Origin of the sequence: Seohaeicola zhoushanensis (assembly GCF_014656415.1) — a bacterium.
GTDB lineage: Bacteria > Pseudomonadota > Alphaproteobacteria > Rhodobacterales > Rhodobacteraceae > Seohaeicola_A > Seohaeicola_A zhoushanensis.
Map to the genome: position 1 here is coordinate 1 of NZ_BNCJ01000007.1, position 11819 is coordinate 11819.

11 protein-coding genes are annotated in these 11819 nt (G+C 70.8%); 5 read left to right on the forward strand and 6 right to left on the reverse strand.

Going from position 1 to position 11819, the window contains the following annotated elements; genetic code table 11:
• Positions 1–93: 93 nt before the first annotated feature.
• The 3 genes from IE266_RS13305 to bcoG are packed head-to-tail and all read right to left on the reverse strand — an operon-like array spanning position 94 to position 3145.
• Positions 94–1566, reverse strand: coding sequence for a carnitine 3-dehydrogenase (locus IE266_RS13305; protein WP_189680589.1), 1473 nt, complete (start codon positions 1564–1566; stop codon positions 94–96).
• Positions 1563–2240, reverse strand: a complete 678-nt coding sequence (locus IE266_RS26900; RefSeq protein ID WP_229864106.1) for a lipocalin family protein — start codon at positions 2238–2240, stop codon at positions 1563–1565. Before IE266_RS26900 ends, IE266_RS13305 begins: the two co-directional genes overlap by 4 nt.
• Positions 2237–3145: a 3-dehydrocarnitine:acetyl-CoA trimethylamine transferase BcoG gene (gene bcoG, locus IE266_RS13315; RefSeq protein WP_189680590.1), complete on the reverse strand. Its 909-nt coding sequence runs from the start codon at positions 3143–3145 to the stop codon at positions 2237–2239. Before bcoG ends, IE266_RS26900 begins: the two co-directional genes overlap by 4 nt.
• Positions 3146–3223: 78 nt before the next feature.
• On the opposite strand from bcoG, the gene IE266_RS13320 reads away from it, so the two are divergent.
• Entirely contained in the window at positions 3224–4195 is a 972-nt protein-coding gene (locus IE266_RS13320; RefSeq protein ID WP_189680591.1) for a GlxA family transcriptional regulator, read from the forward strand.
• On the opposite strand, the gene IE266_RS13325 is transcribed toward IE266_RS13320, so the two are convergent.
• Positions 4192–5235 (reverse strand): aldo/keto reductase, encoded by a 1044-nt coding sequence (locus tag IE266_RS13325; protein ID WP_189680592.1) that lies wholly within the window; start codon positions 5233–5235, stop codon positions 4192–4194. The genes IE266_RS13320 and IE266_RS13325 overlap by 4 nt on opposite strands.
• Positions 5236–5465: 230 nt before the next feature.
• Here IE266_RS13325 and IE266_RS13330 point away from each other — a divergent pair, with 230 nt between their 5' ends.
• Both IE266_RS13330 and IE266_RS13335 read left to right on the forward strand, forming a co-directional pair.
• A complete protein-coding gene (locus IE266_RS13330) occupies positions 5466–6002 on the forward strand; it encodes a putative glycolipid-binding domain-containing protein (protein WP_189680593.1) in 537 nt (178 codons plus the stop codon).
• A gap of 259 nt (positions 6003–6261) precedes the next feature.
• Complete coding sequence (locus IE266_RS13335) at positions 6262–6900, forward strand: ImuA family protein (protein ID WP_189680594.1); 639 nt, start codon at positions 6262–6264, stop codon at positions 6898–6900.
• On the opposite strand, the gene IE266_RS13340 is transcribed toward IE266_RS13335, so the two are convergent.
• A complete protein-coding gene (locus IE266_RS13340; RefSeq protein WP_189680595.1) occupies positions 6875–8221 on the reverse strand; it encodes a sensor histidine kinase in 1347 nt (448 codons plus the stop codon). The genes IE266_RS13335 and IE266_RS13340 overlap by 26 nt on opposite strands.
• A gap of 3 nt (positions 8222–8224) precedes the next feature.
• A complete protein-coding gene (locus tag IE266_RS13345) occupies positions 8225–8896 on the reverse strand; it encodes a winged helix-turn-helix domain-containing protein (protein ID WP_189680596.1) in 672 nt (223 codons plus the stop codon).
• Between the two features lie 191 nt (positions 8897–9087).
• On the opposite strand from IE266_RS13345, the gene IE266_RS13350 reads away from it, so the two are divergent.
• Positions 9088–10257, forward strand: coding sequence for a Do family serine endopeptidase (locus tag IE266_RS13350; protein WP_189680597.1), 1170 nt, complete (start codon positions 9088–9090; stop codon positions 10255–10257).
• Between the two features lie 145 nt (positions 10258–10402).
• On the forward strand, positions 10403–11716 hold the full coding sequence (locus IE266_RS13355) for an MFS transporter (protein WP_189680598.1): 1314 nt from the start codon (positions 10403–10405) through the stop codon (positions 11714–11716).
• Positions 11717–11819: the final 103 nt, after the last annotated feature.

The following is an 11819-nucleotide window of genomic DNA, read 5'->3' on the forward strand; positions in this document are numbered from 1 at the left end:
GGGGAGAGGGTCAGGGTGAGGGGAACCACCTCCCCGCCCAAACCACCCCCAAGGCAAAGGCCCTCCCCCAGGACGAGACACGACGAAAACGCCCTACCCCGCCCGCCGGATCGCCGCCCCCGCCGCCTCGGGCCAGGCCATCCCGCCATGCGCCCGGCTCATCAGTGCCAGTCCCTCGGCCACCTGCGGCCCCGGCGGGCAGGACCGCCGCGTGCCCAGATCCACATGCAGCAGGAAATGCTCCCCCGTCGCCAGCAGCCGCTCGCCTTCATACATCGCATGGAACAGATGCAGCTTGCGGCCCTCCCCCAGCAGCATCTGCGTGCGCACCTCGATGCGCGCGCCCGCATGGACCTCGTCGACATGGCGGATATGGCTCTCGGCGGTGAAATAGCTGCCGCCCCCGGCGATATACTCCGCATCGCAGCCGATCAGCTCCATGAAACGGTCGGTCGACTGCGCAAAGGCGTCGAGGTAGCGGCTCTCGGTCATGTGCCCGTTGTAATCGGTCCAGTCGAGCGGCACCGCCCGCGCCAGCGTCAGCACCGGCACGCCCTCGGCCACATCCGCGGCCCGCGCCACCAGCGCCGTCCCGGCCTTGAGCCGCGCGTCATGCGCCCGCAACAGCGCCCCCGCGCCCCAGTCCTGCCCCTTCAGCGCCCGCATCATGGCAACCAGGTTGTTGTCCCGGATCCGCTCCAGCTCGCGGATGCCAAAGGCGCCGGACTGCGCGTCCGACTGCCCGGCGATCAGGTCCACCAGCTCTTCGGTGAACTCCGGCACATCGGTCAGCCTGGTCCAGGGCCAGGCCAGGCAGGGCCCGAACTGCGCCATGAAGTGCTTCATCCCCGCCTCGCCGCCGGCCACGCGATAGGTCTCGAACAGCCCCATCTGCGCCCAGCGGATGCCGAAGCCATAGCGGATCGCGTTGTCGATCTCCTCGGTGGTGGCGATCCCGTCCTTGACCAGCCAGAGCGCCTCGCGCCAGACCGCCTCCAGCAGCCGGTCGGCGATATGCGCGTCGATCTCCTTGCGCACATGCAGCGGATAGCTCCCGATCGAGCGCAGCACCTCCGCCGCCCGCTCGACGAACCCCGCGTCATTGGCCGCCGAGGGCACCAGCTCGACCAGCGGCAGCAGGTAGACCGGGTTGAACGGATGCGCGACGAGAATCTGGCCGGGCGCGGCCGACCCCTCCTGCAACTGCGAGGGCTTGAACCCCGAGGTCGACGACCCGATCACCGCGCCCGCGTCGCAGGCCGCCTGGATCTGCGCCAGGATGCGATGCTTGAGCGCAAGGTTCTCCGGCACGCTCTCCTGAATCCAGTCCGCGCCCTTCACCGCCTCGCCCATATCGGCGTGGAAACTCAGCCGCCCCTCGGGCGGCAAAGGCGCATCCGACAGCCCCGGCAGCGAGCGCCGCGCATTGTCCAGCACCTCGCCGATCTTGCGTTCCGCCTCCGGGTCGGGGTCGAAGACCCGCACGTCCCAGCCGTTCAGCAGGAAGCGCGCGGCCCAGCCGCCGCCGATGACCCCGCCGCCGATGATCGCCGCCCTCTGCATCACATGCCCCCCACCGTGCCTGTCACCATCTGCAACCGGCCCAGGTCATAGCCTGCCCAGTCCATGATCTCCTTCGCCGCGTTCAGCCGGTCGGCCGAGATGCCCTTCGGCCCCTTGCGGTCCATGATCCAGCCGAAGGAACCGTCCGGCGTCCCGATCGCCGCCGTGCGGAAGTCGTCGTCGACCCAGAGCACCCACCAGACCTGCCCGCCGACCTCGATCCGCCCCGGCGCAACCATCCGCACCGGCCTGTCCGCCCGGCTCCGCGCGCAACCGGCGGCGGTGCAGGAGAGCCGCGATTGCGTGACCTGCCAGCCCGCGCCGGGCGCGGCGAAATCGAAGGTCTCCGGCTCGGCCGAACTGCCCATCCGCGCCACCACGTGCCAAGGCCCGGCAATGCGCCCGGCATCGAACCGCAGCGTCGCGCCCATCGGTGTCCTGGTGTCGCGGAACCCCGTGGTTGCCGGTGCGCAGGCGGCGAGGCCCAGCGCCAGCGCCACAACGCCCGGAAGCACGCGGCGCAGCCGCGCCGGGCGAGCGCCGGACCGGCCCAGCGGTCTGGCGCCTTGAAACCCGCGCACTGCCCCCGCCAAGGTTGCAATCACCTGGCCGGCATAAAGCGCGCCGCTCAAGCCTTGCAGCGCCAGCCCCCGGTCCGGCGCCCGCCCGGCGCTCACCGCGGCGCCCTCTTCACCAGCCCCAGCTTCTTCCGCACGTCTTCAGGTCGGATCACCCGCGCCCCCATCCGTTCCACGATGCCCACAGCCCGCTCCACCAGATCCTCATTGCGCGCCAGCACGCCCTTGTCGAGCCAGAGATTGTCCTCGAGCCCGACCCGCACATTGCCCCCCGCCAGCACCGAGGCGGCGACATAGGCCATCTGGTTCCGCCCCAGCGCGAAGGCGCTGAAGGTCCAGTCCGGCGGCACGTTGTTCACCATCGCCATGAAGGTAATGAGGTCATCCGGCGCGCCCCAGGGCACGCCCATGCAAAGCTGCACCAGCGCCGGGCCCTTCAGCACGCCATCGGCCACCAGCTGTTTCGCATACCACAGGTGCCCGGTGTCAAAGGCCTCGATCTCCGGCATCACGCCGAGGTCGGTCATCATGCCGCCCATCGCCGTCAGCATCCCCGGCGTGTTGGTCATCACGTAATCGGCCTCGGCGAAGTTCATCGTGCCGCAATCCAGCGTGCAGATCTCCGGCAGGCATTCCGCCACATGCGCCACCCGCTCCTCGGCCCCGGCCATGTCGGTGCTGTTCTGCACCGGCATCGGCCGCGAGGGTGGGCCGAAATAGATGTCGCCCCCCATCCCGGCGGTCAGGTTCAGCACCACGTCCACCTCGGCATCGCGAATGCGCTCCGTCACCTCGCGGTAATATTCGAGCTTGCGCGAGGCCACGCCGGTCTCGGGGTCGCGGACATGGCAATGCACCACCGCCGCCCCCGCCTTCGCGGCGGCAATCGCGCTCTCGGCGATCTGCCTGGGCGAGCGCGGCACATGCGGGCTGCGGTCCTGCGTGCCCCCCGATCCGGTCACGGCACAGGTGATGAAGACCTCGCGGTTCATGGTCAGCGGCATCGGCAGGCTCCTTTTGATCCGTGCCGGAGGATTGCCCCGCTTGGCCGAAACCACTTTACCTGATACGCATCAGACTTGATGAAATCCGCAAAAAACATTCACCGCCCCGAGACCGCGCCGCTGAGGGTGGCGCTCCTCGTGCTGGACGACAGCAACATGCTGCCGCTCGCCGCCGCGGTGGACCCGATGCGCGCCGCCAACCGCCTCGCTGCGCGCCGCATGTTCGACTGGACCTACCTGACGGCCACCGCCCGCCCGGCACGGCTCACCAGCGGGATCGAGGTGCCCGGCACCCCCATCGCCCGCGCCGAACCCTGCGACCTGCTGCTGGTGATCGCCGGCTTCAACCTCGAGGCCCAGGCCACCCCCGCCCTCTTCGCCAGCCTGCGCCGGATCGCCGCCACCGGCGCGACGCTCGGCGGGATCGACGGCGGCGCCACCATCCTCGCCAGCGCCGGCCTGCTCGACGGCCACCGCGCGACGCCGCATTGGGAGGATTTCGAGAGCTTCGCCGCCCGCTTCCCCGCCGTCACCACGCTGCGCGACCGCTTCCACGTCGATGGCGCCCGCATGACCAGCGGCGGCGCCACACCCGCCATCGACATGATGCTGCAGCTGATCGCCGCCCGCGGCGGTGCGGCGCTTGCCACCCGCGTCGCCGGCGCCTTCATCTATGACGCGGCCCCCGGCCCGATGCGCACCCAGCGCCGCGCCGCCGCCCACCCGGGCCACTCCGCCCTTACCGCCAGGGCCAGCGCACTGATGGAGGACCGCCTCGACGCGCCCCTGCCGATGGCCGAGATTGCCCGCCGCCTCGGCATCTCGCCCCGCGCGCTGCAGGCCCAGTTCCGCGCCCGGCTGAACTGCACGCCGCAGGCCCACTATCTCGCGCTGCGCCTCGCCGAGGCGCTGCGCCTCGTCACCGAGACCGACCGCCCGCTGACCGACATCGCCCTGGCGACGGGTTTCGCCTCGCAGGCCAGCTTCGCCCGCGCCTTCCGCGCCGCCCATGGCCAATCCGCCCGCGAGCGCCGCCGGGCCGCGCGCTAGAACGGCATCGGATGCGCCTTGTGCGCCGCCGCGATCTCGCCCAGCACCTCGTCCGACAGCACCACCCCTACCGAGCCCAGCGCCACCTCGAGCTGCGCCCCCGTGGTCGCTCCGAAGATCGCCGAGCACATGAACGGCCGCGTCCGGCACCAGGCCAGCGCCATATGCACCGGGTCCAGCCCGTGCCGCCGCGCGATGTCGAGATAGGCCGCCACCGCGCCGAAGGCCCGCGGCGTGGCCCGCCCGCCCATCTCCGGCACCAGCGCCCGGCGCGAGCCCGCCGGCACCGCGCCGTCCTGATACTTGCCGGTCAGCAGCCCCGCCGCCAGCGGCGAATAGGCCAGCAGCCCCACCTCTTCCATCACGCTCAGCTCGGCCATGTCGGTATCGTAGAGCCGGCAGAGCAGCGAATACTCGTTCTGCACCGTCGCCACCCGCGGCCAGCCCCGCGCCTCGGCGATGCGCAGGAACTGCGCCGTCCCCCAGGCCGATTCATTGCTCAGCCCGAAATGGCGGATATTGCCCTTGTCGACCTGGGCCTGCAGCGCCTCAAGCGCCTCCGCCATCTCGCCCAGCACCGCCTGCGTATCCTTCCCTGAAGGGTCATAGGCCCAGTTGCGCCGGAAGTTGTAGCTGCCCCGGTTCGCCCAGTGGAACTGGTAGAGGTCGATGCAATCGGTCTGCAGCCGCCGCAGCGAGGCCTCGACCGCCCGCGCGATCGAAGCCGCCGAGATCGCCTCGCCGCCCCGCGCCTGGCTGCCGATCCCGGCGATCTTGGTGGCCAGCAGGAACTCCCCCCGCCGCCCCCGGTTGGCGGCATTCCAGGTGCCGATGATCTCCTCGGTGCGCCCGACCGTCTCGGCCCGCACCGGGTTCACCGGATACATCTCGGCGGTGTCGATGAAATTGATCCCCGCCGCCAGGGCGCGGTCGATCTGGGCATGGGCCTCGGCCTCGGGCGTCTGGTTGCCATAGGTCATGGTACCGAGGCAGAGCTCGGAGACCATCAGCCCGGTGCGGCCCAGCGGGTTCATCTTCATGCGGTTGGTCCTTGTCCTGTGCCGGGGGTGCTTAACATGGGGACCACGCCGCCGCCCACGTGTTTTTCGGGGCGGGCCCGGCGGTTCCTCCAGCGCGAACCGGCGCCGCCTCGGTGGGAAACGCCGCTTCGAGCTGTCGTGTGCCGACGATGGATAGCCGCGTTTTGGCCGCCACGAGATGCTATGCTACCGTTACATGCCACATTATCACACAGGACGGAGATCGAGCCATGATCGCGGGTGCTTGGGCAGTGTTATGGGTGCGGCAGGACGGGCCTGGCAATGACGCGTGCCGCTTCGCCGAGGCGGAAGGCGGCTTTCTGATCGACGGTTCGTCGACGGACGCCGACTGGAACGTTTTGCGCTATCGTATTCGCGCCTGGGCAGACGGAACGACCCGCCGGGTCCGCATCGGCTCCAGATCCCGCATCTTCATACAGCGCGCGGCGGATGACACCTGGAAGCTCAATGGCCGCCCGGTTCCCGCGGTCACCGGCGCCAGGGACATTCATCTCGGCTTTACGCCCGCGACCCTGACCTTGCCGATCCGCCGCCTCGGGCTGGGCATCGGCGACGAAGCGGACGTCCTGGTCGCAAGCCTCGATGTGGCAAAGGAACAGCTGACACCGCTCCATCTCCGTCTTCGACGCGAGGGAAGCCACGACTACGAATGCCTGACGACGGATACGGGCACCACCGCGCAGCTTGCAGTGGACGCGCAGGGCATCGTTCGATCGCACAAGGGATGCTGGAGCGCGCAAACCTGAGCCGCTCCGCTTGGCTGGAGACGTCCCTTTCCGCAGGCACCTTCCTTTTGGCAGGCACTTTCCTTTCCGCAGGCACCTTCTGCCGCGGAGGATACCCGCGACCGATACCCGCAAACGACACCTGCAAACCCCCTCTCCCCTTCATCATCGGTCAACCGACTCACCCCAGGATCGAGGGCGGTAGGGAGGGGCGTCACGGGGGGGCCATGCCATCAACCCGGCCATTGAGAACATAACACGAACATTATATCCTCGCGCCATGCCGACTCAGCTGCTCTCTCCCCTTGCCGAAGGCCCCCGGATCGACCTCGGGGGCGGTGTGCTGCTGCCGCTCGGGCGGGTGCACGAGGCCTGCGGCGAGGCGCGGCGCACGCTGGCGGTCTGGCTTGCCGGGCAGATGCGCGGCCCGGTGCTCTGGATCGCCCCGGCCTGGCGGCCCGACCACCTCAACCCCGAGGGGATGCTGGCCTTTGCAGATCCTGCCCGCCTGCTCTTCGTGACGCCGGGCCGGGCCGAGGATCTGCTCTGGTGCGCCGAAGAGGCGCTGCGCTCGGGCGCGGCGCCGCTGGTGGTGGCCGACCTGCCCGGCCCGCCGGGTCTGACGGCGGTGCGGCGGATGCACCTGGCGGCCGAGACCGGCGGCAGGCAGGCCGGGGTGGCGCCGCTGGGCCTCTTGCTGACGCCCGGCGACGGCGGCGCGCCGGGGGTCGAGACGCGCTGGCACATGGCCCCGGCCCATGTCGGGGAAGAGCGGCGCTGGCGGCTCGAACGGCGGCGCGCGCGGGCGCAGCCGCCGCAGGGCTGGACCGCCGTGCAGACCCGCGCCCGCGCCGGGCTGGAGCTTTACGGCGCCCCCGGCGATCTCCCGCCGCTCAGGCCGCGCGAAACCGCAGGCTGACCCGCAGCCCCGGCGCATTGTCCGCCAGGCTCAGCTCGGCACCATGGAACCCCGCGATGGCCGCCACCAGCGACAGGCCAAGGCCATGGCCCGGCGTGGTGCGGCTGCGCTCAAGCCGGTACAGGCGGCGCAGCACCTTCTCGCGCTCGGCCTCGGGGATGCCATGGCCGGTGTCGGCGACCTCCAGCAACACCGCCTCGCCCTCGCGCGCCACCCGCAGGGTGATCTCGCTGCCCTCGGGCGTATGGCGCAGCGCGTTTTCCAGCAGGTTCGACATCGCCTGCCCCAGCAGGCTGCGGTTGCCCTCGACCGTCACCGCCCCCTCGGGCAGGTCGAGCCGCAGCCGCCGCCCCTCGTCCTCGGCCGAAGGGGCGTAAAGCTCGCCCAGCCCCCGCGCCAGCGCGGCAAGGTCGACCGGCGCCATCTCGACCCGCGCGCCGCCGCCCTCGATCTGGGCGATCTGGAGAAGCGCCTGGAACACCGCCACCGCGCCCTCGGATTCGGCAATGGCGCGATCGGCCAGCGCCGCCTCCTCGCCGCCCTCCTCCAGCCGGCCGCGCAGGTCGTGCAACAGCGCGGCCATGCGCTGCAACGGCGTCTTCAGGTCATGGGCGATATCGGCCGAGACCTGGCGCAGCGCGCTGGTCGCCGCCTCCTGCGCCGCCGCCATCTTGTTGATCCGCACCCCGATGCGGGCCAGGTCGTCATGCCGCCCCGGCTCGGCCGGGATACGCGCGTCGAGCGCCCCTTCGCCCAGCCGCGCCAGCGTCGCCTCGATCCGGTCGACCCGCCGCCGCGCCCGCGCCGCGATCACCGCGCCCGCGCCCAGCGCGATCAGCACCGTCGGCACCAGGCTCATGGCCAGCAGCGTCAGGAAGGTCTCGCGCAGCCGCGTCAGCGGCGTCCGGCTCTCGGCGATCACCAGGATGCCGCCCGCCATCGGCTCGATCTGCGGCAGGTAGCCGTCGGTGCTCAGCGGCCGCCCCTCGGGACGCGGGTGGATCTCGACACCATCGCGGCTCAGCTTGGCATCGGCGTTCCCCGTCACCCGCCCGTCCGGCGCGATGTAGACGAAGACGCGCGAGGCCGGGTCGGCGGCATCGGCCTCGGCCGCCACCAGGATCTCCAGCGCCCGCGGCGTCACCGCCACCTGGAAACCCGCCACATTCTGCGCGAGGTTGGCCCGCAGCGCCTCCTCGGTCGCGGCCCGCAGCCCGAGATAGGCCAGCCCCAGCGTCACCAGGTTGACCACCGCCACCACCGCCACGATGCCCACCGCCTGGCGCACCGGGGTCGACCCGGCAAGGCCCCCCAGCGCCACCGCTCAGGCCTCGATCCGGTAACCGGCGCCGCGCACCGTGCGGATCAGCTCGCGCTCAAACGGCTTGTCCACCTTCGCCCGCAGCCGGCTGATATGGGTCTCGACCACATTGGTCTGCGGGTCAAAGTTCAGATCCCAGACCGCCTCCAGCAGCATGGTCCGCGTCTGCACCCGCCCCTTGCGCCGCAACAGATGCTCCAGCAGCTGGAACTCGCGCGGCAGGAGGTCGATCTCGACCCCCTCGCGCGTCACCTTGCGCGCGATCAGGTCCATCTTCAGGTCGCCCGCGCTCAGCACCGTCTCGGGCACCGCCTGCGGCGCCCGCCGCGCCAGCGCCGCGATCCGCGCCGACAGCTCGCCAAAGGCGAAGGGCTTGACGAGATAGTCATCCGCCCCCGCCTGCAGCCCCTCGATGCGGTCGTCCACCCCGCCCACGGCGGTCAGGAAGATCACCGGCGCCTCCACCTTGGCCGAACGCAGCGAGCGCACCAGCGACAGCCCGTCCAGCCCCGGCAGCATCCGGTCGACGATCAGCAGGTCATAGGCCCCGCTCATCGCCTGCACCAGCGCGTCGCGCCCGTCGGCGAGATGGTCGACGGTATGCCCCTCCTCGCGCAGTCCCTTGACGACATAGGCCGCCGTGGCGGCGTCATCCTCGATCAGCAGAAGTTTCATTGTCCTGGCCCTTCGGCCTGTCCGTATCGCCGCCGACTTAAGCCATCCCGCCGCGCCGGTCACGACAAATGACGCGAATGTGAGCAACCTGACAGATCCGTAACCTCCCTGCGGTTTCCCTGTCAGGTCGCGCCGCCAGATTGGCCTCATCCCCGGACGAGACCTTCCGGGCAGGAACAAGGAGACCCAAGATGCAAGACTCCGCAAAGACCCGAGTCCGCCGCCTTCCGGCAATCACCATGGCCGCCGCGCTGATGGGCGCCACCGCCCTCGGCTCGCTCACTCCGGGCTGGATCGCGCCCGCCAATGCCGCCGCGGCGGTGATCCAGCACGACTATGCCGACCTCGTCGCCAAGGTCGCCCCCGCCGTGGTGCTGATCGAAGTGACCAAGAAGGCCGAGCTGCAGCCCGCCGGCGGCCAGTCGCTGCCGCAGGGCACGCCCTTCGACCACTTCTTCGAGCGCTTCGGGATGCCGGGTATGCCCGGAATGCCCGGCGGCCAGGACAGCCCCTTCGGCCAGCCGCGTGAGATGAGCGGTGTCGGCACCGGCTTCGTCATCAAGTCCGACGGCCAGATCGTCACCAACGCCCATGTGGTGGATGGCGCCGATACCGTCACCGTCACCCTCGCCGATGGCCGCAAGGTCGACGCCAAGGTGATCGGCTCCGACCCGGCCACCGACATCGCGCTGATCCAGGCCGAGGCCAAGGACCTGCCGACCGTCAGCTTCGGCTCGTCCGACGCCCTGCGCGTGGGTGAAGGCGTGGTCGCCATCGGCAGCCCCTTCGGCCTGGGCAATACCGTCACCTCGGGCATCGTCTCGGCGCTGGGCCGCGACATCCACTCGGGGCCCTTCGACAACTACATCCAGACCGACGCGGCCATCAACAAGGGCAACTCGGGCGGGCCGCTGTTCAACGCCTCGGGTGAGGTCGTCGGCATCAACACGGCAATCTTCTCGCCCACCGGCGGTTCGGTCGGCATCGGCTTTGCCGTCCCCGCCGACACCGCGATGCGCGTGGTGGCCGACCTCGCCGGCGACGGCAAGGTCGAACGCGGATGGCTCGGCGTGCACATCCAGCCGGTCAGCGATGACATCGCCGCCGCCCTCGGCCTCGACAAGGCCAGCGGCGTGCTGATCACCGAGGTCACCGGCGACACCCCCGCCGCCAAGGCCGGCCTGTCCCGTGGCGACATCGTGACCAGCGTCGACGGCAAGACCGTGGCTGAACCCCGAGACCTGACCCGGCTGATCGCGACCGCAACTCCCGGCAGCGAGGTAACCCTCGGCCTCCTGCGCTCGGGCAAGCCGGTCGACGCCAAGGTCACGCTGGGCGAACGCCCGGCAGATCCGGCCTGACCCCCCAATACAGGAGTGCCCGTCCAGTCCCCATCGGGCGGGCACATGGGCCGGAACCGGCGGCGGAGCGCATCCACTCCGCCGCCGGACTTTTTTGCACCGGGCATCGACGCCGCGCCCCGGCAGGCGCTAAGTTGTCCCCACCATGACAAGCCCCCTCTTCACCAACCGCACCTGGCGCCACCTCTTCGCCGCGCAGGTGATCGCGCTCACCGGCACCGGGCTGGCGACGGTGGCGCTCGGCCTGCTGGCCTGGCAACTCGCCGGGGCCGATGCCGGGCTGGTGCTGGGCACCGCGCTGGCGATCAAGATGATCGCCTATGTCACGCTCTCCCCCATCGCCGCCGCGCTGGCCGCGCACCTGCCCCGCCGGGGGCTGCTGGTCGCGCTCGACCTGGTGCGCGCGCTGGTGGCGCTGGCGCTGCCCTTCGTCACCGAGGTCTGGCAGGTCTACCTGCTGATCTTCCTGCTGCAGGCCGCCTCGGCCGGCTTCACCCCCGCCTTCCAGGCCACCATTCCCGACGTGCTGACCGACGAAGAGGACTATACCCGCGCCCTCTCGCTGTCGCGGCTGGCCTATGACCTCGAAAGCCTGCTCTCGCCGGTGCTGGCGGCGGCGCTGCTGACGGTGGTGAGCTTCCCGGTGCTGTTCCTCGGCACGGTGATCGGCTTTCTCGGCTCGGCCCTGCTGGTGGTCAGCGCCCGCCTGCCAGCCCCGGCCCCCGCGCCGCCCCGCGGGATCTGGGACCGCACGACGCGGGGGCTGCGCCTCTACCTCGCCACGCCCCGCCTGCGCGGGCTGCTGGCGGTGAACTTCGCGGTCTCGGCGGCAGGCGCGATGGTGCTGGTGAACACCGTGGTGCTAGTAAAATCGCGCTTCGGCCTCGGCGAATCCGAGGTCGCCCTGGCGCTGGCGGCCTTCGGCGGCGGCTCGATGGCCGCGGCGCTGATGCTGCCGCGCCTGCTGCACCGCCTCCCCGACCGCAAGGCCATGCTGACCGGCGCAGTCCTGATGACGCTGGCCACCGCCGCCGGCCCCCTCGCCGGCTCGCTCGGCGCACTGATGGCGCTCTGGCTGGTCATGGGGCTTGGCTATGGCCTTGGTCTCACCCCCGGCGGCCGCCTGCTGCGCCGTTCCGCGACGCCCGAGGACCGCCCCGCCCTCTTCGCCGCCCATTTCGCGCTGAGCCATGCCTGCTGGCTGGTCACCTACCCGCTCGCCGGCCGCTTCGGCGCGGCCTTCGGGATGGATGCGACTTTCGTGCTGCTCGCCGCCCTGACCGCGCTGGGGGTCGTCGTCACGCTGGCGATCTGGCCCGCCAGCGACCCCGCCGAGCTGCCCCACGACCACGCCGCCTTGCCCGCCGACCATCCCCACCTGCAGGCCCACGGCAGGCCCCACGCCCACGCGGTCGTGATCGACGAGCTGCACCCGCATTGGCCGTCGAAACAGGGGTGATTTTCGTGTCCCGGACAGTCACTCCGAAATTTTATCTATATTTCAAATAGTTGAGAAGCATCCTAGCTGGGACACTCTCAAACCGGCCTCAAGCAGCCGAAGG

Bases quoted from the DNA above. Each gene is read 5' to 3' on its own strand.
- IE266_RS13325 (WP_189680592.1), bottom strand. From the start codon at position 5,235: ATGAAGATGAACCCGCTGGGCCGCACCGGGCTGATGGTCTCCGAGCTC.
- bcoG (WP_189680590.1), bottom strand. From the start codon at position 3,145: ATGCCGCTGACCATGAACCGCGAGGTCTTCATCACCTGTGCCGTGACC.
- IE266_RS13320 (WP_189680591.1), top strand. From the start codon at position 3,224: ATGAAATCCGCAAAAAACATTCACCGCCCCGAGACCGCGCCGCTGAGG.
- IE266_RS13345 (WP_189680596.1), bottom strand. From the start codon at position 8,896: ATGAAACTTCTGCTGATCGAGGATGACGCCGCCACGGCGGCCTATGTC.
- IE266_RS13330 (WP_189680593.1), top strand. From the start codon at position 5,466: ATGATCGCGGGTGCTTGGGCAGTGTTATGGGTGCGGCAGGACGGGCCT.
- IE266_RS13355 (WP_189680598.1), top strand. From the start codon at position 10,403: ATGACAAGCCCCCTCTTCACCAACCGCACCTGGCGCCACCTCTTCGCC.
- IE266_RS13335 (WP_189680594.1), top strand. From the start codon at position 6,262: ATGCCGACTCAGCTGCTCTCTCCCCTTGCCGAAGGCCCCCGGATCGAC.
- IE266_RS13350 (WP_189680597.1), top strand. From the start codon at position 9,088: ATGCAAGACTCCGCAAAGACCCGAGTCCGCCGCCTTCCGGCAATCACC.